The sequence below is a fragment of the Sulfitobacter sp. M368 genome (assembly GCF_025141875.1).
Classification (GTDB): domain Bacteria; phylum Pseudomonadota; class Alphaproteobacteria; order Rhodobacterales; family Rhodobacteraceae; genus Sulfitobacter; species Sulfitobacter mediterraneus_A.
In genome coordinates this window covers 3,312,703-3,337,344 of record NZ_CP081113.1, presented here as the reverse complement: position 1 = coordinate 3,337,344, position 24,642 = coordinate 3,312,703, and the positions used below count along the sequence as shown (strand labels likewise).

At 60.3% G+C, this 24,642-nt stretch carries 20 protein-coding genes; 13 read left to right on the top strand and 7 right to left on the bottom strand.

The window, feature by feature from the left end; genetic code table 11:
• Position 1: 1 nt before the first annotated feature.
• The 4 genes from K3754_RS16450 to K3754_RS16435 are packed head-to-tail and all read right to left on the bottom strand — an operon-like array spanning position 2 to position 5,847.
• Positions 2-1,156 (bottom strand): ABC transporter permease, encoded by a 1,155-nt coding sequence (locus K3754_RS16450; protein WP_259938660.1) that lies wholly within the window; start codon positions 1,154-1,156, stop codon positions 2-4.
• On the bottom strand, positions 1,153-2,181 hold the full coding sequence (locus K3754_RS16445; protein ID WP_259938658.1) for an ABC transporter permease: 1,029 nt from the start codon (positions 2,179-2,181) through the stop codon (positions 1,153-1,155). The genes K3754_RS16450 and K3754_RS16445 overlap by 4 nt, the downstream gene beginning before the upstream one ends.
• The gene (locus K3754_RS16440; protein ID WP_259938656.1) at positions 2,178-4,085 is read right to left on the bottom strand and encodes an ABC transporter substrate-binding protein; all 1,908 of its coding nucleotides are present in this window, start codon (positions 4,083-4,085) and stop codon (positions 2,178-2,180) included. Before K3754_RS16440 ends, K3754_RS16445 begins: the two co-directional genes overlap by 4 nt.
• Positions 4,078-5,847, bottom strand: coding sequence for an ABC transporter ATP-binding protein (locus tag K3754_RS16435; protein ID WP_259938655.1), 1,770 nt, complete (start codon positions 5,845-5,847; stop codon positions 4,078-4,080). Before K3754_RS16435 ends, K3754_RS16440 begins: the two co-directional genes overlap by 8 nt.
• A gap of 144 nt (positions 5,848-5,991) precedes the next feature.
• Here K3754_RS16435 and K3754_RS16430 point away from each other — a divergent pair, with 144 nt between their 5' ends.
• The 9 genes from K3754_RS16430 (at position 5,992) to K3754_RS16390 (ending at position 15,777) form a co-directional block, all read left to right on the top strand.
• Complete coding sequence (locus K3754_RS16430) at positions 5,992-6,480, top strand: class I SAM-dependent methyltransferase (RefSeq protein WP_259938654.1); 489 nt, start codon at positions 5,992-5,994, stop codon at positions 6,478-6,480.
• Positions 6,481-6,643: 163 nt separating this feature from the next.
• Positions 6,644-7,420, top strand: a complete 777-nt coding sequence (locus tag K3754_RS16425) for an IclR family transcriptional regulator (protein WP_259938653.1) — start codon at positions 6,644-6,646, stop codon at positions 7,418-7,420.
• A 37-nt stretch (positions 7,421-7,457) separates the two neighbouring features.
• The gene (locus K3754_RS16420) at positions 7,458-9,554 is read left to right on the top strand and encodes a 3-hydroxyacyl-CoA dehydrogenase NAD-binding domain-containing protein (RefSeq protein ID WP_259938652.1); all 2,097 of its coding nucleotides are present in this window, start codon (positions 7,458-7,460) and stop codon (positions 9,552-9,554) included.
• Positions 9,551-10,723, top strand: coding sequence for an acetyl-CoA C-acyltransferase (locus tag K3754_RS16415; RefSeq protein ID WP_203210072.1), 1,173 nt, complete (start codon positions 9,551-9,553; stop codon positions 10,721-10,723). The genes K3754_RS16420 and K3754_RS16415 overlap by 4 nt, the downstream gene beginning before the upstream one ends.
• A 12-nt stretch (positions 10,724-10,735) precedes the next feature.
• The gene (locus tag K3754_RS16410) at positions 10,736-11,941 is read left to right on the top strand and encodes an acyl-CoA dehydrogenase family protein (RefSeq protein WP_259938651.1); all 1,206 of its coding nucleotides are present in this window, start codon (positions 10,736-10,738) and stop codon (positions 11,939-11,941) included.
• Positions 11,938-13,071 carry an acyl-CoA dehydrogenase family protein gene (locus tag K3754_RS16405; protein ID WP_259938649.1) on the top strand — a complete coding sequence of 378 codons (1,134 nt, stop codon included), beginning with the start codon at positions 11,938-11,940 and terminating at the stop codon, positions 13,069-13,071. The genes K3754_RS16410 and K3754_RS16405 overlap by 4 nt, the downstream gene beginning before the upstream one ends.
• On the top strand, positions 13,058-13,486 hold the full coding sequence (locus tag K3754_RS16400) for a PaaI family thioesterase (protein ID WP_259938647.1): 429 nt from the start codon (positions 13,058-13,060) through the stop codon (positions 13,484-13,486). Before K3754_RS16405 ends, K3754_RS16400 begins: the two co-directional genes overlap by 14 nt.
• Positions 13,483-14,253: an oxepin-CoA hydrolase, alternative type gene (locus K3754_RS16395; RefSeq protein WP_259938646.1), complete on the top strand. Its 771-nt coding sequence runs from the start codon at positions 13,483-13,485 to the stop codon at positions 14,251-14,253. Before K3754_RS16400 ends, K3754_RS16395 begins: the two co-directional genes overlap by 4 nt.
• A 30-nt stretch (positions 14,254-14,283) precedes the next feature.
• Positions 14,284-15,777 (top strand): class I adenylate-forming enzyme family protein, encoded by a 1,494-nt coding sequence (locus tag K3754_RS16390; protein WP_259938645.1) that lies wholly within the window; start codon positions 14,284-14,286, stop codon positions 15,775-15,777.
• Positions 15,778-15,786: 9 nt separating this feature from the next.
• On the opposite strand, the gene rpe is transcribed toward K3754_RS16390, so the two are convergent.
• The 3 genes from rpe to K3754_RS16375 all read right to left on the bottom strand — a co-directional run bounded on the left by rpe (position 15,787) and on the right by K3754_RS16375 (position 20,775).
• On the bottom strand, positions 15,787-16,476 hold the full coding sequence (gene rpe, locus K3754_RS16385; protein WP_259938644.1) for a ribulose-phosphate 3-epimerase: 690 nt from the start codon (positions 16,474-16,476) through the stop codon (positions 15,787-15,789).
• Between the two features lie 97 nt (positions 16,477-16,573).
• Positions 16,574-17,575, bottom strand: coding sequence for an NAD-dependent epimerase/dehydratase family protein (locus tag K3754_RS16380; RefSeq protein WP_259938643.1), 1,002 nt, complete (start codon positions 17,573-17,575; stop codon positions 16,574-16,576).
• Entirely contained in the window at positions 17,572-20,775 is a 3,204-nt protein-coding gene (locus K3754_RS16375; protein ID WP_259938642.1) for a 2Fe-2S iron-sulfur cluster-binding protein, read from the bottom strand. Before K3754_RS16375 ends, K3754_RS16380 begins: the two co-directional genes overlap by 4 nt.
• A gap of 100 nt (positions 20,776-20,875) precedes the next feature.
• Here K3754_RS16375 and K3754_RS16370 point away from each other — a divergent pair, with 100 nt between their 5' ends.
• The 4 genes from K3754_RS16370 (at position 20,876) to K3754_RS16355 (ending at position 24,626) form a co-directional block, all read left to right on the top strand.
• Positions 20,876-21,895, top strand: coding sequence for an ABC transporter substrate-binding protein (locus K3754_RS16370; protein ID WP_203210081.1), 1,020 nt, complete (start codon positions 20,876-20,878; stop codon positions 21,893-21,895).
• 72 nt (positions 21,896-21,967) lie between these two features.
• The gene (locus K3754_RS16365; RefSeq protein WP_259938641.1) at positions 21,968-22,735 is read left to right on the top strand and encodes an ABC transporter ATP-binding protein; all 768 of its coding nucleotides are present in this window, start codon (positions 21,968-21,970) and stop codon (positions 22,733-22,735) included.
• Positions 22,728-23,534, top strand: coding sequence for an ABC transporter permease (locus tag K3754_RS16360; protein ID WP_203210083.1), 807 nt, complete (start codon positions 22,728-22,730; stop codon positions 23,532-23,534). Before K3754_RS16365 ends, K3754_RS16360 begins: the two co-directional genes overlap by 8 nt.
• Positions 23,535-23,696: 162 nt before the next feature.
• Positions 23,697-24,626 (top strand): D-amino acid aminotransferase, encoded by a 930-nt coding sequence (locus K3754_RS16355; protein WP_203210084.1) that lies wholly within the window; start codon positions 23,697-23,699, stop codon positions 24,624-24,626.
• The last annotated feature ends 16 nt before the right edge of the window (positions 24,627-24,642 follow it).

Below are 24,642 nucleotides of genomic sequence, written 5' to 3'. Positions count from 1 at the left end.
TCTAGCTTTTGTACGGATCGAGCGAGGCGCGTAGCCCGTCACCGAGGAAGTTGAAGGCCAGCACCACCACGACGATGGGCAACATCGGAATCGCCGTCCACCAGTAGATTTCAATGCTGGCAAGGTTCTGTGCATCGTTGAGCATCACCCCCCAGCTGACCGCGGGCGCCCGCAGGCCGAGGCCGAGGAAGCTGAGCGCGGTTTCGCCAAGGATCATCGCCGGGATCGACAGTGTGGCGCTGGCGATCAGGTGGGACATGAAGTTGGGCAGCAGGTGTCTGCGGATCACACGGGCGGGCCGCGCGCCCATCATTTCGGCGGCCTTGACGTATTCTTCTTCGCGCAAAGACAGGAATTTTGAGCGCACCGCACGGGCAAGGCCGGGCCAGTCAAGGATGCCCAGGATGATTGATATGATAAAGAAGACCGCCACCGGCCCCCAGTTTGAGGGCACCGCAGCCGAAAGGGCGAGCCACAAGGGCAGTTCCGGCAGGGAGCGCAAAATCTCGATCGCGCGGTTGATGATCCAGTCGGTCTTGCCGCCAAAATAGCCTGCCATCGCACCAAAGGTGATGCCCAGCAGGAAAGACACGGTGATGCCGATGATCCCGACGGTCAGGGACAGCTGTGCCCCGTAGAGGATGCGGCTGAACACATCGCGGCCCAATCTGTCGGACCCCCAGAGGAACAGCGTTGCGCCTTCGGGGGCGCAGACCAGATGGGTATCTGACGGGATCACGCCAAAGAGGTTGTAGTCATCCCCTTCGCAGAAAAATTCCAGCGGCATGGGGCGGGTTTCATCCGTGGTGTAGGTCCAGCGAAAATTGACCAGATCGGCCTTGGCTGTCACCGGATAGACGTATGGCCCGACAAAAGATCCCTCGTGCCACAGGTTGATGCTTTGCGGTGGGGCATAGAGATAATCGGCGCTGCGTTCGTTGGGCGTATAGGGCGCGATGAAGCCGGCGACGGGCAGCATCAGGTAACACAGCAACAAGAACACACCGGACACCAACGCCAGCTTGTGCCGCCGGAACTTGCGCCAGGTCAGCAGCCAACCCGGCGCATCCATTTCCGCCCGTTCCGGGGCGCTGATGTCGGCGTCGTCGATCCATGGTTCGGTGTCGACAAAACGGTTGTCCGGTTGAATGCTCATGCGCCGCGCCCTCCGTACCGGATGCGGGGGTCAAGCAGCACCAGCAACATGTCTGAGATCATCGTGCCGATCAGGGTCAGGAGTGCCACAAACATCAGGACAAAGGCCGCGAGGAACTGATCCTGCGATTTCAACGCTGCCAGCAGGTAAGGTCCGATCGTTTGCAGACCCAGTACCACGGAAACCAGAACAGAGCCCGACACCATCGCCGGCAGCAGGTTTCCGATATCCGCGACAAAGGGGTTGAACGCCATGCGCAGAGGGTATTTCGCCAGCAATTTGGCTGGGGCCAGACCCTTGGCCTTGGCGGTCTCGACGTAAGGTTTGCTCAGCTCGTCCAGCATATTGGCGCGCAGCCGTTGCATCATGGCGGCCGCGCCGGAGGTGCCGATCACAAAGGTGGGCACAATCATATGCAGCAGAATGGATTTGACCTTGGGCCATGACATTGGCTGGCCTTCATAGACCGGATCCATAAGCCCGCCGATGGGCAGGTTGAAATACTTGTGGCCATAGTAAAACAGGATCAGCGCCAGCAGGAAGTTGGGGGTCGCGAGGCCCAGATAGCCCACAAACCCGGCGGTGTAATCCACCCAGGTTTCCGATTTCGCTGCCGCCAGCACCCCCAGCGGCAAGGCAATCAGGTAGACAAAAAGGACTGCCGCCAGATTGACCAGAACCGTCAGCCACAGCGCATCACCGACAATCTCGCCAACGGGGCGGTCAAATTCGAAGGACCAGCCGAAATCCCCTTGGATCAATCCGGAAAACCCGTTTGGACCCGGCGAGAAGCCGACCCAGATCAGGTATTGTTCCCACAAAGGCCGGTCGAGCGCATATTCGGTGCGCAGGAATTCGGCCTTGGCGACCCCCTCTGCCTGCCCCGTGGCCCGCAGTTCGGCGATCTGGTTTGACAGGTAGTCACCGGGTGGCAGGTTGATGATGGCAAAGACAAGAATCGACACGACCCAGAGGGTGAGCAGCATTGTGAAAAACCGGTAGACCGCATAGCGGAGAAACATCATTGGGTCACCTGCTGTAGCGGGTTCTCGTAGTAAAATTCGTCGATCCGGTGAATGCCGAAGTGGGCGCCGGGTTCAAAAGCCCAGATCCCCGTCTCGGGAACGTTACGCATTTGTTTGGAAACCACAACCGGTTGCGGCGCTTCGGACAGGATGCCGATGGCGTATTGCTGATCGGCATGGATATCCAGCATCTCGCGCCAGATCGCGCGGCGCTGGGCGGGATCAAAGGTGTGGCTCCAATCATCGGCCAATTGCATCAGCCGCTTTGGGTCTTTCATATCGGGCGCTTCGCCAGCGCTGCCGGAAGTCTGGTAGTACTGTCCCCATTTAGGCCAGGAAAAGAATTCCTGATTGGTCGGGGCGAGGTATTTGGGCGAGGTGGCGGGCGTTGGCAAGCCGTTGTCCCAGCCAAACCAGATCGCCGCCATGCTGACACCGGCATAGACCCGGTTGCGCAGGATATCGCGGTCCAGCGGGCGCATGATCAGCTTGATGCCCAACTCGCGCCAGGTGTCCGTGACAATGGCGAGTGCGTTCTCTACCTCTTGGCGCTCACCGGCGGTTTCGATCACAAATTCCATCGGGCGGCCATCGGGCAGTTTGCGAATGCCCGCAGGTGTGCGATCAGTCAGCCCCATTTCGTCAAGCAGGGCATTGGCACGGGCCACGTCCAGCGTTGCCCAAGAAGTCAGATCCTCGGGGTCGTGCAGGGGGGAGGACGAGAGCGCAGTCATGCCGCCCTCATGCGCCAATCCGAAATAAAGTGCGCGGTTGATCATCCGACGGTCGATGCCCAGGCTGAGCGCCCGGCGGAACCTCACGTCGCGCATCACCTCGCGCCAGACCGGATCGCGAAAGTTCAGATTGGGATAGATCGCGATCTGGCTGGCCGCGCCGTTGGCCCACAGCAAGGTGCGATAGTTCCCGCCGTCGCTCTCGCCTTTCTTGAGGATCGAAATATCCGGAAAATCAAGTCCACGGGCCTGTAGATCTACTTCGCTGGCGTTCGCTTTGGCGGCGATCAAACCGGCGCTGACAATCGTCATCTCGACCACATCGATGTAGGGCAACTGTACCCCGCGTTTGTCGATCCGGTGGTAATAGGGGTTGCGCACAAATAGCTTGCGCGATCCGCGTCCGCTTGCATTGATCCAAGGCTGCAAGGTCGGCAAGGCAGGATTGTCGAACTTGTACATGTTGTCGCGCTTGTTGTGCAGCGCGGCCCAGCTTTTAACACGGGCGCGGCGGACCTCTTCGGCAAGGCTTTCGGTTTCGGCGAAATCAACGTGGAACTGGCGCAGGTAATGGGCGGGCCGGTAAAGGAATGGTGGGCTGGCCTGCGCCAATAGCGGCAGGAAATTGGAATTGGGCGTTGGCCATTCAAAGACAACCGTATGGGCATCGGGGAACGTGACGCTGCCCAGATTGCCATCGACGACCATGAAATCCGGCGGGCCGGTTGGCGTAATCTCGTCATTGTTGACAACGTTTTCCCACCAGTAACGGAAATCTTCCGAGGTAAACGGCGCACCGTCCGACCATTTGTGGCCGGGCCGCAGATGCAAGGTATAGCGGCGATCCTCGAACACTTCGAAATCGCGCAGGATATCGGGATAAAGCGAATAATCCGGTGCATAGCCCACCAGACGGGCATAGCCATAGACCACCATCTGCCGCACATCCTTGGTGCGCGAAACCAAGGTGCGCAATGTGCCGCCTTGGGTGCCATAGGTGCGCCCCTTCGCCTCCAGATCGACAACCAGGGGCACCTCGGGCAAACGCTCTGCAATTGGCGGCAGGTCGCCGTTTTGCACTTCCATCGCCCAGAAGGAGGTTTCCTGCGTGCTGTCCTGCGCCCAGGCCGGCGCGGCGAGACAAAGCAAAAGGCAAAGCAGTTTACGCATGACAACGCACCATATGTCCGGGTTCCAGTTCACGCAGCGCGGGCGCATCCGGCCCGTCAAAACGGAACATATCCGGCCAGGATGTCGGCGCACCCGCGCCCTTGGCCACCAGATCAAGGTCAATGGGGCGGGACATGTCCGGCTCTGGCTGCGCGGCGATCAACGCCTTGGTGTAGGGGTGTTGGGGATTGTAGAACAGTGTGTCGGGCGGGGCTTGTTCGACAATGACACCGGCCCGCATCACCGCCACCTCATCCGCGATCCGCGCCACAACGGCCAGATCATGACTGATGAACAGATAGCTCAGATGGGCATGATCACGGATGTCCTCCAGCAAACTCAGAATTTGTTCCTGCACCGAGACATCAAGTGCCGAGGTCGGCTCATCACAGATTAGCAACTTGGGGTCCAGGGTCAGCGCCCGCGCGATCGAAAGCCTTTGGCGTTGGCCACCCGAAAACGCATGCGGATAGCGGCCCAGCATATCGGGGTTGAGCCCCACCAGCCGCAGCATCTCTGCCGCCTTGTCACGGCGGTCGGCACGGGTGCCGATCTTGTGAATGTCCATCGGCTCGGTCAATGCATCCTGCACCCGCATTCGCGGGCTGAGCGATGAATAGGGGTCTTGGAACACCATCTGCGCCTCGCGCTGGAACGAAGTGCGCTGTGTCGTGGTCATGTCATGAACAGGCAGGGGCTCTTGTCCGCCGCCCGGATGGAACAGCACCTCGCCGCCCGCATCGGGGCGCTCTGAACCCAAGGCGACCCGTGCACATGTCGTCTTGCCAGAGCCACTTTCGCCCACCACGGCAAGGGTTTTGCCGCGCTCCACCTGTAGGTTCACATCGCGGCAGGCCGTCACCTGCACCGGTTTGCGCCATCCGCCCGCCCGCAAGGTGAACGTCTTGGTGACGTTGCGCAGATCAAGGATCACGTCATCGCGCACCATGGCCCGTGCCGGTTTGGCAACTTCGGGGATCATCGGCGCGGCGGCAAATAGTTTGGCCGTGTATTTATGTGCAGGTGCGCCCAGCACATCGGCGGCGCGGCCCGCTTCCATGACGCGGCCCTTGTTCATCACGACAACCTGCTGCGCCATGTTGGCCACAACGCCCAGATCATGAGTGACAAGGATCACCGCCATGCCGGTGTCTTGCTGCAACTTCCGGATCAGGCCCAGCACCTGCGCCTGCGTGGTGACATCCAACGCTGTCGTTGGCTCGTCCGCGATCAACACTTCAGGCTTGGCCACCATGGCCATCGCGATCATCGCTCGTTGGCGCATCCCGCCCGACATTTCAAAGGGATAGCTGCGCCAAGCGCGTTCGGGATCAACAAAGCCGACCTTCTCAAACTGTTCCAGAACCTCACACTTGGCCGCGCTAAGGCTCAGCCCGCGATGGATGTGCAACACCTCGGCCACCTGATTGCCGAGCCGGTGCAAAGGCGAAAGCGACCGCATCGGTTCTTGAAAAATCATCGAGATCTGGTTGCCCCGAACCCGGCGCAACTGTCGTTCCGTGGCATCCAGCAGGTTCACTGCACCGCCGCTTCCGGCAAAACTGATCCGCCCGCTGCGCATCTGCGCGGCTTCGGGCAGGATCTTGAGCACGCTGCGACAGGTCAGCGTTTTGCCGGACCCGCTTTCCCCGACCAGCGCGAGCGTTTCTCCGGCATTGACGGAAAAGCTGACATCGCGCACGACAGGTTCTGCGTTTCCGAAGCCGATCGTAAGCGCATCTACTTCGAGTATTGGTGGCATTTTGGTCCTGTCGTCAGGGCAAGGTGATACTTTGAACCAGAGTGAAGCCGATTCCGGCGCATTCGTCCAGTAGCAGGTCGCAACTGCTGGACATGATGCCTACATTCCTCAATGTAGCGACAAGATTGCCCAAAGGAGCCTACCATGAGCAGACTGGATCTCTTTATCGCCCGAATGGTGTCACAACGCGCCTGTCTGGATCATGCCAATGCATTGACCGAGGGGATGGCAGGTCCAGTGTTCGAATTGGGGCTGGGCAATGGCCGGACATATCACCACATGGTCGAAACCATGCCGGACCGTGAGATCTATGTGTTCGAACGGGCGGTGGCCTCACACCCCGACAGCACCCCGCCCGAGGATCGGCTGATCCTGGGGGATGTGCATGACACGTTGCCCGCCGCACTGAAACGGTTTGGCCCCACGGCGGCGTTGATCCATGCCGATCTTGGGGGGCACAATCGGGCCAAGAACGATGCTTTTGCGCGGGCAATCTCGCCGCTGGTTGAACCCATGTTGGCCAAGGGGGGCATTATGGTCGCCAGTGACCGGATGTATTTTGACGCACTCGAAGAGTTGCCCTTGCCGCCAGAGGCCTTTCCGGATCGTTGTTTCATCTACCGCGCTGGCTGACCGCCGCTGATCGATATTCCCTGCTGGCTGCTCTTGCGTCTCTTTTGAGAGCGGACTAGCTTGCGTTGCGGAATTTATTGAAACGGTGTTTTGCAGTGCGAAACAAAGCGGATGATCTGAACAAAAGCCGGCATGCCGGGATGCCCTGCGCGGAGTCCTTGCGATGACTGCTGCGCCCAGAGACCGGAAGTTCGCCAATACACTGGCGCGGGGTCTGGGCCTTTTGCAGGCCTTTCGCGCCAGCGACGATGGTTTGACCAATGCCGAGATTGCAGAGCGGACCGGCCTGCCCAAGCCAACCGTGACGCGCCTGTCTTATACGCTGTGCGCATTGGGATATCTCAGCCATGGCGCCCGCAATGACAGGTTTCGCTTGGGGCCGGCGGCGGTTGCGCTTGGATCGGTTGCGTCCCTCTCTGTTAGTTTTCTCGATCTGGCGTCCAATACGCTTCAGAGGTTGGCGAACCAGACGGGCACATTGGCGCTTGTCGCGGTGCGAGATGGCGACCGGATGCTCTTGGCCAAAACGTGGCGGCCCGAGGGGGTTTCTGCGATCTGGCTTGATCCCGGCCACCGGGTCCCGATCTATGGCTCCTCCTCTGGGCTGGCTGTTCTGGCCACCTTGGGCGACGACCGTTTCGCCGCGCTTGAGCCTGATGAAGCGCTCACCCGTTACCGGCAGGACGGTTATGACCAACTGATCGGGAAGGGTTTTACAATTGCGCCGCAGCCAACCCGATATGCCAGTACAGTCAACGCGGTCAGCGTGCCCTATTATGCCAGTGAGTTTGGAGAATCGGTGGCCTTTACCTGCGGGGCGCTGCCGCAGGATCTGCCCGATGACCGAATGATGGCCGAGGTTGGCCCAGCGCTGCGCGATGCTGTGCGCAGCTTTGAAAGACAAAACGGTTTGCCGCCCGCCCTTGCGCGGCGCGGTTAGATACATCCGAACAGAACACCAAGGAGCCTATGAGAACATGAGCGACAAGATTGCCTATAGCCGCCACGGAGATATTGCCGTGCTGCGCATTCAGAACCCTCCCGTTAACGCCCTGAGCAGGGCCGTGCGTCAGGGTTTGTCCGATGGCATGGCCCGCGCAGAGGCCGAAGATGGCGTGCGGGCGGTGCTGATACTCGGCGATGGCCGCGCCTTTATTGCTGGCGCAGACATCACCGAATTTGGCAAACCTCCGATGGAGCCGAACCTGCCAGATCTATGTAGCCGCATCGAAGCCTCTCCGTTGTTGGTCGTGGCCTCCATGCACGGGGTCAGCCTTGGTGGCGGTCTTGAGGTTGCGCTCTGCGCCCACTACCGGATCGCGCAGCCTTCCGCGCGCGTGGGCCTGCCCGAAGTGCATCTGGGCATCTTGCCCGGTGCTGGCGGGACGCAGCGCTTGCCGCGTTTGACCGGCGCGGAAAAGGCGGTTGAAGCGATCACCACAGGCCGCCACATCAAAGCGCCCGAAGCCTTGGAGCTGGGCATACTTGACCGTGTCGAAGAGGGCGATCCGGAGGCCGTTGGTTTGGCCTACGCCCAAGAGTTGCTCGACCAGAATGCACCGCGCCGCCCGGTCAGCGAAATGCCCGCCGCGGCAGGGATCGATTGGGATGCAACTTATGACGCCGTGTTGAAAAAGGGCCGCGGCCAAATCAGCCCGACCACAGCCGTTCGGGCCGTGCAAGCGGCCAGCGAGTTGCCCTTTGATCAGGGAATCCTGCGTGAGCGTGAGCTGTTCATGGAGCTGATGAACACCGATCAGCGCAAAGGCATGATCCACGCTTTCTTTAACGAACGCGCCGTTAGCAACCTGCCGGAACTCAAAGGCGTTGAACCGCGCGCCTTGCAATCCATCGGCGTGATCGGCGGCGGCACAATGGGCGCTGGCATCGCCACGGCGGCGCTGTTGTCGGGCTTTGGTGTGGTGCTGATCGAGATGAAAGACGAGTTTGCCGCCGCCGCGCGCGAGCGGATCGCGGGGAATCTGCAAGGGGCGTTGAAGCGCGGCAAGATCACTCAGGACAAATACGATGCCCTGATCACCCAGGCGCTCACCGTCTCCACCAGTTACGACAGCCTGTCCAACGTCGATCTGGTGATCGAGGCGGTGTTCGAGGACATGGCCGTCAAACGCGAGGTGTTTGGCAAGCTCGACGCGGCTTGCAAACCCGGCTGCGTGCTGGCCACCAACACCTCTTATCTGGATGTGAATGAAATTGCCGCTTGCACATCGCGCCCGGCGGATGTGATCGGCCTGCACTTCTTTAGCCCGGCCCATGTGATGAAACTGCTTGAAGTCGTGGTCGCCGATCAAACTGCGCCGGATGTTGTTGCAACGGGTTTTGCGCTGGGCAAGGCGCTCGGCAAGGTCAGTGTGCGGGCCGGTGTCTGTGACGGCTTTATCGGCAACCGTATCCTGGCCACCTACCGCACCGCCGCCGACCACATGGTGCTGGACGGCGCAACGCCCTATCAGATCGACAAGGCATTGACGGATTTTGGCTTTGCCATGGGCCCATTTGCCGTGGCCGATCTGGCGGGGCTCGACATTGGCTGGATGACCCGCAAGCGCAAAGCGCCGGACCGCCATCCGCAGGAACGTGTGCCGACATACATCGACCGGCTGTGCGAGCAGGGCCATTTCGGCCAGAAAACCGGCGAGGGCTATTACGTCTATGAAAAAGGCAAACGTGGCGGCACCCCGAACCCAAAAATTGCCGAACTGATCGCCGCCGAACAGCAAGAGCTGGGAATTACGCCACGTCCTTTCACCGATCAGGAGATTGTACGCCGCTACATGTGTGCCATGGTAAACGAAGCGGCCAAGGTCGTGGGCGAAGGCATCGCCCGCCGCCCCTTGGACGTCGATATGACATTGCTCTTTGGATACGGTTTCCCGCGCTATTGGGGCGGGCCAATGAAATGGGCCGACATTCAGGGGCTGTCTGCCGTTCTGGCGGATATTGAAAACTATGCAAAGGAAGATGCCTGGTTCTGGGAACCTGCGCCCCTTCTCAAACAACTGGCCTCCGAGGGCCGCACATTTGATGATTTGAACAAGGAAGCCTCGAAATGAAACAAGCTGTTATTGTCTCCACCGCCCGCACGGGCCTTGCGAAGTCTTTTCGGGGTTCGTTCAACATGACCCATGGCGCCACCATGGGCGGTCATGCGGTTGAACATGCTGTCAAACGGGCGGGCCTCGATCCGGCGCAGATCGAAGACGTCTATATGGGCTGCGGCACGCCCGAGGGTGCGACCGGTGCCAACATCGCACGCCAGATCGGTTTGCGGGCAGGTCTGCCGATCACAACCTCCGGCGTCACGGTCAACCGGTTCTGTTCGTCCGGCCTGCAAACCGTTGCCATGGCGGCCAACGCCATCACGCAAGAGGGCGCAGGCCCGATGGTTGCAGGCGGAGTCGAAAGCATTTCGATGGTCCAGCCCCACATGAAACATGTCCCCGATCCATGGCTGCTTGAGCACAAACCGGACGTCTACATGACCATGATCGAAACCGCCGATATCGTTGCCGAACGCTATGGCCTCAGCCGCGAATATCAGGACGAATATGGCCTGCGCAGCCAGCAATTGATCCATGAGGCACAACAGGCCGGCAAATTCGACGATGAAATTGTGCCGATGACCACAACGATGGGCATGAAGAACAAGGAAACCGGCGAAGTCACGACTCATGAGGTTGTTGTTGACCGCGACGAATGCAACCGCCCCGGCACCACCATGGAAGGTCTCTCTGGCCTGCAGCCTGTGCGCGAAGGCGGCTACGTCACAGCGGGCAACGCCAGCCAGCTCTCCGACGGTGCGGCTGCCGTTGTCGTGATGGACAGCAAGGAAGCCGAAAAAGCCGGTCTTGAACCGCTTGGCGCGTTCAAAGGCTTTGCCGTGGCGGGTTGCGAGCCGGACGAGATGGGCATCGGTCCGGTCTTTGCCGTGCCGCGTCTGCTGGAACGGCACGGGCTTAAGGTGGATGATATCGACCTGTGGGAACTGAACGAGGCTTTCGCCTCCCAGTGCCTCTATGCACGGGACCGTCTGGGCATCGACCCTGACAAATACAACGTCAACGGCGGCTCCATCGCCATTGGCCACCCGTTTGGTATGACAGGTGCACGGCTGACAGGGCATCTGTTGCTTGAGGGCAAGCGTCGCGGTGCCAAGCTGGGTGTTGTGACCATGTGCGTTGGCGGCGGCATGGGCGCTGCTGGCCTGTTCGAAATCTACTAAGGGAGCGGCCCAATGGACCTGCGCTATTCAGACGAAGACAAGGCCTTTCGCGACGAAGTCCGCAGCTTTCTCAAGGAAAAGCTGCCCAAGGAGTTCAGCGACAAGATCCGCAAAGGTCAGGAGTTGGGCCGCGAAAATCAGGAACGCTGGCATGCGATACTGAACGAGCAGGGCTGGCTTGCGCCGAACTGGCCAAAGTCCTTTGGCGGGGCGGAATGGAACGCGGTGCAGCGGCATATCTTCGAAGAAGAAGCCGCCGCCGCCAACGCACCGCGCATCGTGCCCTTTGGCTTGTCGATGCTGGCCCCTGTGCTGCAAAAGTTTGGCTCCAAGGAACAGCAGGACTATTGGCTGCCGCGCATTCTGTCGGGCGACGACTGGTGGTGTCAGGGCTATTCAGAACCGGGCGCTGGGTCCGATCTGGCCTCTTTGAAAACTACAGCTGTGCTGAATGATGCCGGCACCCATTACATTGTGAATGGCCAAAAAACATGGACGACCCTTGGCCAGCACGCCAACATGATCTTCTGTCTGGTGCGCACCAACAAGGACGTCAAACAGCAAGAGGGCATTTCGTTCCTACTGATCGACATGAACTCGCCGGGCGTCGAAGTGCGCCCGATCATCCTCTTGGATGGCACCCATGAGGTCAACGAGGTCTGGTTCACAGACGTCGAAGTGCCGGTGGAAAATCTGGTGGGCGAGCAGGACAAGGGTTGGACCTACGCAAAATACCTGCTGACCCATGAGCGCACGAACATCGCGGGCGTCGGCTTTTCCCAGGCCGGCCTGGCGGCGGTCAAACGGGTGGCGCGGGCGGAAATGGCCGGGGGCAAACCACTGGCGCAAAACCCGCATTTTGCCGCCCGGATGGCGCAGGTCGAGATTGATCTGATGGCGATGGCCACCACCAATCTGCGCATTATTTCTCAGGCCGCTGCTGGCAGCGCGCCGGGCGTTGAGGCGTCCATGCTCAAGGTTAAAGGTACGATCATCCGGCAGGAAATCAACGATCTGGCCCGCCGTGCGGTCGGCGCATATGCCATGCCCTTCGCCTCAGAGGCGGTCGAAGGATCAAACGCAGGCCTGCCTGATCCACATGATGCGGGGCCGGTGGCCGCGCAATATTTCAACTACCGCAAGCTGTCGATCTTTGGCGGCTCGAACGAAATTCAACGTGGCATCATTGCCAAAGTTAAGATGGGAGGTGGCGCATGAACTTTGACCTGACCGAAGAACGGCAAATGTTGCAGGACACCCTGCGCCGGTTTCTGCGTGACCGCTATGACACCGCAACACGCAATGCCATTCTCGACAGCGACAGCGGCATGTCCTCAGACATCTGGGCGCAACTGGCCGAACTGGGCGTCATCGGCGCGCTGTTCACCGAAGAGCAAGGCGGCTTTGGCGGCAAGGGCTTTGATCTGGCCGTGGTGTTTGAAGAACTGGGCCGCGCTGGCGTGGTGGAGCCGGTTCTGGACAGTGCTGTTCTCGCGGGCGGCTTGCTGGCGGATCTGGGCAACGAGGCGCAGCAGGCGCATGTTGAAACCCTGATTGGCGGCGGGCTGCATATGGCCCTCGCCCACGGCGAACCCTCCAGCCGCTATGACCTGAACCGCGTGCAAACCACAGCCAAAACAGATGGCGACGCCATCGTGCTGAACGGTCACAAGGCCGTTGTGGTCAATGCAGAAGCCGCCGACTATCTGGTGGTTTCGGCCCGCGAAAGCGGCGCTGTGGACGATGAGGCGGGCATTTCGCTGTTCCTTGTACCGTCGGACGCCAAAGGTCTCACCATTCAGGGCTACGCCTTGCTGGCTGGTGGCCGCGCCGCCGAAGTGATGCTCGACAATGTGCAGCTGACCGCCGCAGACCGCTTGGGCGAGGCGGGCAATGCCTTCGCCGCTATCGAGGCGCGGATGGCTGCGGCCAGCGTGGCTCAATGCGCTGAAACGTTGGGCGCGATGGAAACCGCGACAGAATTGACTCGCGACTACCTCGGCACCCGCAAACAGTTCGGACGTCCCATTGGCACCTTTCAGGCGCTGGCCCATCGGTTCTCTGATCTGCTGATCGAGATGGAGCAGGCCCGCTCTGCCGTGATCAATGCCGCAGGGCATCTTGAGGAAGATCGCAAACTGCGCGAGATCAACATCTCCGCCACCAAAAACCTGATGGGCCGCGCCGGTCGTCTGGTTGCCGAAGAAAGCATCCAGATGCACGGCGGCATCGCGATGACGCAGGAATATGAACTGGCTCATATCGCCAAGCGGATCACCATGGCCGATCACCGGTTTGGCGACACGGATCATCATCTAGAGCGGTTCATCTCCCTTGCCGCCGCCTGAACACGATAGCCTGATCCACGACGAAACCGGCACGCAAACGCTGATTGGTTACGTCGTGGATGTGGGTGATCCGGACGGGCGCGGGCGGTGTTGGCTTGATATCGGGCCGCAACACACCAACCGTCATGGCGTGCTGCATGGCGGAATTGCGACGGCCCTTTTGGACAACGCCAGCGGCACCACCGGATCACTGACGGTGGACGCCACGGGCAAGGCACCGTTTCTGACCGTGACCCTGACAACCCAATTCATCGCCCCCGTAAACGCGGGCAAACGGGTCACCGCGATGGGCCGGGTCACGGGTGGCGGGCGCAGCATTCTCTATATCGCGGCGGATCTGGTGGATGAAGATGGCCGCCTTATCGCCAGCTCCACCGGCGTATTCAAACGTGTCCCAAAGGAACGACTGACATGACCGCACGGCTTGAAGACAAGGGTGATCGCCTGATCATCTGGAATGGCAACACTGATAAACGCGGGGCGCTGTCACCCGAATTATATGAGTGTATCGCCGCCGCGATGGAGCAAGCGCAAGATCCCCGTATCCGAGCCGTGATACTGACCTCTGAAGGGGGGTTCTTCTGCGCGGGCGGCGATCTGAACGTACTGATCGCACGCCGCAAAATGGCAGAGGCAGACCGCCGCGACCGTATTGACGATCTGCACGATCTGGTGCGCAGCATTCGCGCCTGCCCCGTGCCGGTGATCGCCGCCGTTGAAGGCGGCGCTGCAGGGGCAGGGCTGTCCCTGGCGCTGGCCTGTGATCTGATCGTCGCATCGGAAACCGCCAAATTCACCGCCGCCTATGTCAAGGCTGGCTTGGTCCCCGATGCGGGCCTCACGGCTGCCTTGGCACGGATGATCCCGCGCCCGCTGGCGATGGAAATGTGCCTGATGGGCCGGCCTGTCATGGCACAGCGGTTTGCCGATCTCGGCGCGGTCAATCTGATCTGCCCCGAAGGTCAGGCGATGACCGAAGCCATGGCGCTGGCCGATGCGCTGGCCGCTGGTCCGCGCAAGGCGCAAGGCACCATCCGCGGGCTGGTCGGCGCGGCCTATGACGTGACCGAAGCTGCGCAGCTTGATGCCGAACGCGATGCGATGGCCCATGCCGCCGGACAGGCCGAAGCGGCCGAGGGTATCGCCGCATTCTTGGAAAAACGACCACCAAATTACCGCTGATCACGCAGCCAACAACAGGGAGGGAACCACATGCAACGGGTTGAGGATTTTCTGGCCGATCAAGTGCAAACCGCCCCGCATGCCCTGTCACTGACCGACAGCATTGGCACCCGCTGGAGCTTTGCCGATCTGGATGCCGCCAGCGATGATCTGGCCGCGCAACTGGCAGAGGCCGGCGTGCAGGCCAATGACCGGGTTTTGATGCTCTCGGAAAACTGCGCCGCTGCGGTGGCGGTTCTTTTTGCCTGCTGGAAGATGGACGCCGTGGTGATCCCGGTCAACGCCCGCCAGTCCCCTGCAGAAGTGGACCGTGTTCTGGCGCACGCTGCCCCGGCGGCGGTGGTGATGACCGATGCGGTGTCGCCCGATGCGGGGGCACATGCGCACAGATTGCAGGCCAGCACCATCTCGGGCCGGTTTGGCACATTGCAGCTGGCAACCCCATTGCGCAGCCAGCCTGACGCCGATCTGGCCGATGTTGCGGTCCTGCTTTACACCACGGGCACAACCGGCGACCCCAAGGGCGTGATGCTGACCCATGACAATCTGCGCTTCGGCGGCAAAGCCTCGGCCAACCTGCGCAATATGACACCAGACGATCTGATCTATGGCGTGCTGCCGATCACCCATGTCTTTGGCCTCGCTTCCGTTGTCACTGCGTCTTGCTATGCTGGTGCCTCTGTGCAGCTGGAGGCCCGGTTTTCCGCCGCCAAGTTGTTTGCGGCGCTGAATGAAGGTGTCACGCTCTTGTCAGCGGTGCCGCAGATGCATGCCTTGCTGATGCAATACACCAAAGAACAAGGCCTCGACCGGCTCGGCTCGCCTGACCTGCGCTATGTGTCCTCGGGCGCGGCGCCGCTTGATCCGGCATGGAAACGCAAGGCCGAGGCGTTCTACGGAGTCGCCCTGCAAAACGGCTATGGCATGACCGAAACCACAGCGGGCGTCTGCGCATCGAACAATCCCATCGGATCGCCTGATATCTCGGTTGGTCCCTGCCTGCCCGGTGTGGAGGTCATGATCGACGACAGCGTGCCAGGCGGCCGTGATGGCACTGGCGAGGTGTTGACGCGCGGCGCGCACATCATGAAAGGCTATTATCGAAATCCTGAGGAAACTGCCAAAGTGCTGACCTCCGATGGTTGGATGCGGACTGGTGATCTGGGCAAGATCGATGAAAACGGCTTTCTGCACATTCTTGGCCGCTCAAAAGAGCTGATTATCCACGGCGGCTTCAACGTCTATCCGCCCGAGGTCGAAGCGGCGCTGAACGACCATCCGCAAGTGATTCAATCTGCCGTTATTGGCCGGATGAAAGATGGCGATGAACAGGTGCTGGCCTTTGTGCAGATTGCTGAAGGGGATGATCTGACCGTGGAAACGCTCCGCGATTTTGTGAGGGACCGGTTGACTGGCTATAAAAGGCCCGCGCAGATCATTCTCGGCACGGCGTTGCCCGCCGCGCCCACAGGCAAGATCCTCAAACACAAATTGCTCGACACATTTGCCGATCAACTGACCTGACCAAATAGCTTAGGCGTAAACGCCCGCCGCCGCCTCACGGATCGCTTTGATGTTGGTCCCGTAAGGGGCCGGATCGCTGACCGAACCGCCTTTGAACACGGCTGACCCTGCAACCAAGACATCGGCCCCGGCCTGCGCCACGATCGGCGCGGTTGTCGGGTCCACGCCACCGTCAATCTCGATATGCACGGGGCGGTCACCGATCATCGCCCGCAGGGTTCTGATCTTATCGCTCATGTCGATGAATTTTTGCCCGCCAAAGCCGGGGTTAACCGTCATCACACAGATCAGGTCGGTCAGGTCCAGCAGATGCGCGACCGCCTCGGCCGGGGTGCCGGGGTTCAGCGCGACACCGGCCTTGGCCCCTGCGCCGCGAATGGCTTGCAAGGTACGGTGAATGTGCGGACCGGCCTCCACATGGGCGGTGATCACATCCGCGCCTGCATTGGCGAAGGCATCAATGTAGGGATCGACCGGCGCAATCATCAAATGCACATCCATCACGCCCTTGATATGCGGACGGATCGCGGCGCAGGTGGTTGGGCCAAAACTGATGTTGGGCACAAAATGCCCGTCCATCACATCCACATGCACCCAGTCGGCACCCTGTGCCTCGATGGCCTCACATTCAGCGCCGAAGTTGGCGAAATCGGCGGCAAGGATCGACGGGGCAATTTTGATGGAACGGTCAAAGGTCATGGCGCTGGTCCTGTGTTGGCAGTTTGGCCGCGTCTTAGCGGGTCAATGGGCATGTGACCAGTGCAGACTGGCCCAAGATGCACAAAGGCCGCAGATCTCAGACCTGATAATAGGCGCGATACCAATCGACGAAGGCCTGCAAGCCGTCCTTGATATCCGTGGTGGGGCGATCCCCGATCAGTGCCGTCAGCAGCTGAGTGTCCGCCCAAGTGGCAGGCACGTCACCGGGTTGCATATCATGAAAGGTCTTGATCGCCGCGCGCCCGCAAGCGCTTTCAATCGCGGCAATGAAATCAAGCAACTTCACCGGGCTGTCATTGCCGATATTGACCACCCGAAACGGCGCCACGGCTGAGACATTGTCATGCGCCACAGGCGCGGCGGGATCGGGGCGTTTGTCAATCAGGGCCATAATCGCGCCGACCAGATCATCGACATAGGTAAAGTCGCGCTGCATCTGGCCATGGTTGTAGATGTCGATAGGATCACCGTTCAGGATCGCCTTGGTGAACTTGAAATGCGCCATGTCAGGACGGCCCCATGGCCCGTAAACCGTAAAGAACCGGAACATGGTCGTCGGCAGCCCGTAAAGGTGGGCATAGCTGTGCGCCATGGTTTCTCCCGCCTTCTTGGTGGCTGCATAGAAGGACATCGGGCTGTCCACCTTGTCTGTCTCTGCATAGGGCAGGTCAGTGTTCGCGCCGTAAACCGATGAACTGGACGCCAGCAACAGGTGCTCTGGCGGGAAGGTCCGCGCGGCCTCAAGCAATTCGAAGGTTCCGATCAGGTTCGCCTCAACATAGGCCCTCGGCATATGCAGCGAATGGCGCACGCCCGCCTGTGCCGCCAGATGCACGACGATATCCGGTCTGTGCTGTTCAAACAGGGTTAACAACACACCGGGCGTTTCGATCTTTTCGTTCACCACCTGAAACCCAGGATATTCCAGCAACATATCCTGCCGCCGTTTCTTGAGCCCGACGTCATAATAATCCGACAGGCTGTCCAGTCCGACCACCTGCCATCCGGCCTCAAGCAACGCGCGAGAGGTGAAATAGCCGACAAATCCGGATGATCCGGTGACAAGTGCGGTTTTCAAAGGTCAATCTCCAGGGTCGCACCCTCATGGGCGGCGCGGGATTGGCACAGGATCATGGAGGTCTCACGTTGTGTGGCAGACAGCACAAAATCGCGGTGTTCCACTTCGCCGGCCTTCACACCGCATTTGCACACGCCGCAGATCCCGTCGGAACATTTGATGTCCACAGGTACCCCTGCGGCAATCAGCGCATCAGAGGCAGATTGATCCGCAGCGACCGCAATCTCGCGGCCCGAAGACAGGCGCAGGGTGAAGGGTGTGTTCACGTATTCAGGCAGTTCCGGTGTTGAGAAATATTCAAGATGCCGCGCGTCTTCGGGCACCCCCGCAGCCTCGGCCGCGTCCATGACCGATTGCATATAGGCATCCGGCCCGCAGGTGTAAACGTGGCTGCCCTTTGGTAAGGCGGACATCAGTGCAGGTAAATTCGCGCGGCTGCCCTCGTCTGACAGATGCAGATGCACCTGATCCTTCCAAGGCATCTGCGCCAGGAACGCAAGAAACGCGGCAGAGGCGCGGGACGATGACGAATAATGCAGGGCAAAAGGTTTGCCCAATGCGTGCAAGCGGTGCGCAAAGGCGATCATCGGGGTTACACCGATCCCGCCTCCCATCAACAAGGTCTGCGCGGCGTCTTCAACCAGTTCAAAATGGTTCACAGGTTTGGAAACAAACACCCGCCGCCCCTTGGTGAACACCCGGTGCAGCAATGCCGATCCGCCGCGCCCCTGATCCTCGCGCAGCACCGCAATCCGGTAGCGGCTGCGGTCTGCCGGATCACCCAGCAGGGAATAGGGTCGCAAGAATTCAGGCGCGACCACCAGATCCAGATGCGCCCCTGCCGTCCATTCCGGCAAGTCGTGCCCTTCGGGATGGGCAAAATCGTATAGCGTCACCCCATCGCTCATCTTTTCCGCGTTGACGATGCGCAGATCCAAAACCGGCGCATCACTGCCAACATTGTAAAGGTGCAGGTGGTCTGTCTCGCCTCGCGCAGATTTTGCACGATGTTCATCAGCGGTGATCAGATCGGCATGCGCCTTGATCCCGGCCTCGCGGTTCATCGGGTCAGGATAGGGCCAGGGATGCGCAGCCAGCGGCGCGGGGTAGACCGCCAGTGTCTGATCCTCGAACTTCAGGTCCAGATCGGTTTGCAGATCGCGGGCATTCACCGGGGCTGCGGGCGTGTCATAGCTGCCATCGTCCTGCAATTCGACATCCCACCACCACTTTTTGACCGGGTTCAACCGGCCCTTGCCAACCTTGTCGTCCAGCTTGGCCAGCATCGGCGCGGCCTGCGGAATATGTGTCGCGGCCCAGCGGAACGGCGCTTCGGCAAAGAGCCCCTCAAGATTCCACGGGCAGGTTTTCATACAACGCCCGCACATCGCGCCGCCCTGATTGGTGATCCGGTAGGTGGCGCACTTCTGGCTGTCGGATTTCCAGATCTCATAGCCGTTGAACATCTTTTTTGGCCCGGCGGTGATCGCACCAGAGGGGCATTCGCGGGCGCATTTGTTGCAGGCCTCACAAAACTTTTGCAGGCCAAAATCAATGGGCTTGTCATGGGTGACGGGCAGGGTGGTTGTCACCACACCGGATTTCAGGCGCGGGCCAAGGAACGGGTTGAGGATCACCTCGCCGATGCGGCTGACCTCACCCATGCCGGCCAACAACAACAAGGGTGGCTGCAACACATCGCCGTCCATCACCGTATGCGCCTTGGACGGATATCCAAGGTTGCGCAGATGTTGGGCCAGAACCCCACCCAACATGGAAAACCGCAGATAGGCCCGCATGCTTTGCGACACCGCGATCCAGTCGTCGCCCGACGATCCTTCCATGGTGTCGAAGCCCTGATCAATGATCATGCTCAGGGATTGATCATGGGGCGGATCTATGGGTGTGCCAGTGGCGTCATGGCTGTACCATGTCCAATCCGGACAGGCCGAAATACCGGCGGCGTCCGCGCCCAGAAAATAGCTGGCCGCCTTGAGGTTGGCGGCATTGCGGGTGGCGTCATGCTGCGCCGGATCAGGATGCACCGCACCGTCCTGCAACAGGATCAAAGCCCCCAGCAAACGCCGTTGCGCCGCGGCAGGGGCGGATTTCACCACGTGATGACCGCCCTTCATGGCGTTTTGCACTTTTGGCCCCATATCGCCGAACTGTCCCCGCGCAAACAGATCGGCGCGTTTGGGGACTCGCGGCACGTTCGGCGCGTCGATATAGGTGGTTGGATCATCAACCCGTTTGAGGGTTTCAAACGGGTGCGGTCCCTGCGCATAGCCGCGTTTGGCATAAGGGTCGTGATCGCGGGCGCTGGTGCCGCCATGGGTGCCAAGCTGCCAATGCGGGCCTTCGAGAGCCGCCCAAGGCTGTTCGCGCAGCGGGGCCAGCGGCAGGTCGTCGGACAGGGCCATGTCTGTCGTCACGACCGCCAGGCCGAAGCGATCACCGATCCAAGGCGCTTGCAATGTTCCGCCCTCCCAGACCGCCAGTCCCGCCGCAATCGCCAGTTTGCCCAGATGCACATCTGATGTGGTGGCCGAATGCACCCGCGCATCAAAACCAAGCTGCCGGATATATTCGGCCAGCACGGTGGCATTTTCACTGGCCCTGAGGCAGGCGCGTTCGGCCTGCGCATTCATGATCCAGTCGCTGCCCGGTTCGTCCGCCTTGGGATCGCGGGGAAAGGCCGTCAGAATCACCAGCGCATGATGGTGATCGCCAAGTGGCTGCGCCGGTGCCTCGGCCGCATCGCGCAGGTTCGCCATGATCACATCGACACCAGCGGCCAATGTCTTGGTCTGCCGCTCGCGCAGGTCACGGGCCAGTGCATCGGTGGCAGGGTTGTGGCGGGGTCGCGCCAGCCGCGCCGCATCGGGCAGTGCGCAAATGCCGACCATGCTGGCATCGTTGTAATAGCCAAAGGATTTGAGGTGCTGACTGCGCACCAAGGGATCATCGGGGATCGCTGCTTTGGCCGGGTTGACCTTGCCGCTGCGCACCACATCCATCATCGCCTGAAACGGACCCATTGCATTGACAATGCTTGCCGGGTCTTCGGGCCGCTCGAAGTTCAGCGTCGGGAAAGGCAGGTCAGGCAAATGCGCCAAGGGTCCGGCCAACCGGCGCAAACGTTCCAGTGGATATGATCCCATATGCATGGGCCGCGATTTGGACGAGAAAAATTTCATGCCACAGCAGGTGCCACAGCGGCGCGTGAATTGCCAGTGCCGCGCTTGACTCTGCCGGACCGCCTTGACCATGCTACTGCCAGAAATGGGGAGTAGGAATATGATCACTTTTAACCGCCGCCAGACCTTGGCCACGATGGGCGCTGCCGCCGCTGTTGGCCTTGCCGCGCCCGCGATTGCACAAAACAAGAAAATCGTTGTCGGTGCGCTGCGCTTTACCAGCCATTCGGGCAGCTTTGTCGCCTTTGAACGGGACTACTTCAAAGAGGCCGGTCTTGATGTCGAACTGCGGTTCTTTCAGGCCGCACAGCCAATGGCGGTGGCGATTGCCAGCGGCGATGTCGACTATGCCGTGACCGCCATTTCCGGCGGCCTTGTCTCACTGGCCCAAAAAGGCGCGATCAAGGTGATCGGTGGCGCATTGCAGGAAGAACCCGGCATTGACGGTCAAAAGTTCCTGGTCTCTGACGCGGCCTATCAGGCGGGCGTCACATCCCCGGCGATGCTGGATGGCAAAAGCTATGGCATCACTCAGGCGGGATCATCCTTCCATTACATGGGGTCCAAGATGGCTGCCGCAGAAGGGATCAACCTGACCTTCAAGCCGCTGCAAAAGGTCGGTGCGATCATCGGTGCACTGAAATCGGGGCAGATTGATGGCTGGTCCATCGTGCCACATATCGCCAAGCCCCTGGCAGGCTCGGGCGCAGTGCATATCATCGGCGATGTGGCCGATTATCTGCCCGATTATCAGGTCACGACCGTCTTTACCTCGGCCAAGAACGCCAGCGAAGATCGGGATCTGACACAAAGTTTCCTTGGCGGGTTCTCCAAGGGGGTCGCGGACTACAACAGCGCGATGATCGCCAAGGACGGCGGCGAGGATGGCGTCAACGCCATGGTCGATCTGATCCATAAATATGTCTACACAGACCGCCCCCGTGAAAAGGCGGCACCGTCGATCATCAACGGCACGATGCGCCTGAATGAAGGTGCGGCCCTGAATGTGGCCAGCGTCCGCGACCAGCTTGAATGGTTCCAGTCCGAAGGTCTGGTGGATGCGGATATCACGCTGGATCAACTGGTCGACACATCCTACGTCAAAACAATGGGCGCCTGAGCGGCACAGATCGCATGTATCAGGGGCCGGGCTTTCCGTCCGGCCCTTTTGTATTGGAATGAAGGCTGCGCCATGGACCTGCGACTGGACAACATCGGCCATCGCTACGGTGACACCGAAGTGCTGCGTGACATCACGCTGGAAATCCCATCTGGGCAGATTGTCTGTCTCGTCGGGCCATCAGGCTGTGGCAAATCCACCCTGCTGCGGCTGATCGGCGGGCTGGAAGAACCCGGCGGCGGGCAGGTGCTGCAACTGGGCGCAGCGCCTGAGGGTTGCCTGAACCCGCTGACCTATATCTTTCAAGATTTCGCCCTGCTGCCATGGCGGTCGGTACGGGGCAATGTTGAATTGGTGCTTGAAGATCACCGGCTGAGCGCGTCGGCGCGCGGCGAGATCATTGATGATGTGCTGGCCCGCACCAAGCTCAGCGAATTTGCAGATGCCCTGCCCAAACAGTTGTCTGGAGGCATGAAACAAAGGGTGGCCATTGCCCGCGCACTGGCCGTGCGCCCGGCAGTGATGTTGATGGATGAACCCTTGTCGGCGCTGGACAGCCAGACCCGCGAATTGCTGATGGATGATTTGATCGGCCTGTGGACACGGCAACCCTTCACGGCGGTCTATGTCACCCACAACCTCGCCGAAGCGGTGCGCCTGGGTCATAAGATCGTCGTGCTGTCCCGCAGGCCGGGCCGGATCCGGGAAGTTGTGACGCTGAACACGCCGCTGGTCGAACGTGCTTATGGTGATGCGGCACTTGAGGAACGGCAACAATATCTTTGGGGTTTGATGCGCGAAGAAGCTGCTGCCGCCGATGCGGAGCTGATTCATGTCTGACACCAAAGAATTGCAGGCCCAGAAGGTCACTTTCAGAGGTGGCGGTTTCATCACCCAGCGCAAACGCGGGGTTGGGATCGTGGTGTTTGTGCTGCTGATCGTGCTGGCCGAATGGGGCACGCGCAGTGGCGTTATTTCATCACTGACCCTGCCGCGGCCCAGCGATGTGGCCGCGACCTTTGGGGAACTTTATGCATCCGGCCTGCTGTTCAAACATTTGATCCCCTCCCTGACACGGCTGGTGATCGGGGCCAGCATGGGTGCGGTGATCGGGATTTCGGTCGGCGTGTTGATCGGACTCTTCAGCCTTGTGCGGGCGGGGCTGGTGCCACTGGTTGCGGCGATCTTTCCTATTCCCAAAATAGCGTTGTTGCCGCTGTTTGTGATCTGGTTCGGCATTGATGAGGCCAGCAAATATGCGTTGATTGCCTTTGGCACGTTCACGCCCACAGTGGTGGCGACCTATGCGGCGGTCGACAACGTGGACCGCAGCCTGATCCGCATGGGGCAAAGCTTTGGACTGACTTGGTGGTCGATCGTGCGCAAGATCGTGCTGCCCGGAGCCATGCCCGGTATCCTGTCAGGGCTGCGGGTGTCACTGACCATCGCGATTATCCTTTTGGTGGCCGCTGAAATGCTGGGCGCGCAATACGGGATCGGGGCCTATATCCTTGAGGCAGGCAGCCTTTACGATCTGGAACGTTTGTTTGCCGGCGTGGTGATCTTGTCGGTGCTAGGGGTGGCGGTGTCTTCGGCGATTGCGGCGCTGGAACGGCGGGTGCTGCGCTGGCGGGTCTGAAGGCAAGAGGGGGCCAGCCCCCATCGCCGCATGCGCGGCGCTTCCCCCGGATTATTTATGGCCAAAAAGGGGGCGGAACGGCGATCCCTCGAAAGGCGGGACATGTGTGGCAGGGGTTTTGAAACCTGTTATCAAGACTGAAGAACCAGAAACGGACTTTTTATGACTGACCATTCCACCACCCATGACGCCGAAGAAGACATTCGCAACCGCGACATCAAGATCTATGTGAACGGCGAGATCGTGCACCGCGATGAAGCCAAAGTGTCGGTCTATGACAGCGGCTTTATGCTGGGGGACGGGATCTGGGAAGGGATGCGCCTGTATGGCGGGGTCTGGGCGTTCTTTGACGAACATATGGACCGGTTCTTTGGTTCCTGCAAAACCATCGCGATGGATGTGGGCATGGACCGTGCCGGCATCGCCAAGGCGCTGCGCCAGACGGCGGCGGCCAACGGGATGACCGACGATGTGCATTGCCGGCTGATGCTGACGCGGGGGATCAAGGACAAGCCGTTCCAGCATCCGGCGCTCAGCACCTCTGGCCCCACCTTGGTGATCATCATGGAGCATTCCAAGCCGGTGAACCGCCTGCAATCGGCGGGCATTTCGCTGGCCACGGTGCCGCAGGTTCGGGGCCTGCCCAACAGCCAGGATCCCAAGTTAAACAGCCATTCCAAGCTCAACTGCATCATAGCCTGCCTGCAAGCCGAAGCGGCGGGCGCGGATGAAGGATTGATGCTAGACCCGCATGGGTTTGTGAACACCACCAACGCCTGCAACTTTTTCATCGTGCGCAATGGCACGGTTTGGACCTCGACGGGGGATTACTGCATGAACGGTGTCACGCGGCAAAAGGTGATTGACTTGTGCCGGGCGAATGACATTTCGGTGTTTGAAAAGAACTTCTCGCTTTATGAGGCCTACAGCGCCGATGAGGCATTCTTGACCGGGACATTCGGAGCGCAGACCCCGGTGGCGACGATCGATGGCAAACCGATTGGCAATGGAGAGCGGCCTGTCACGGCGCGGTTGCAAGCGCTCTATAAGGCGTTGATCGCGGATCATGTGGCGCAGAAAGCTGCCCTTTGACTGGGGCGTTTGGCAC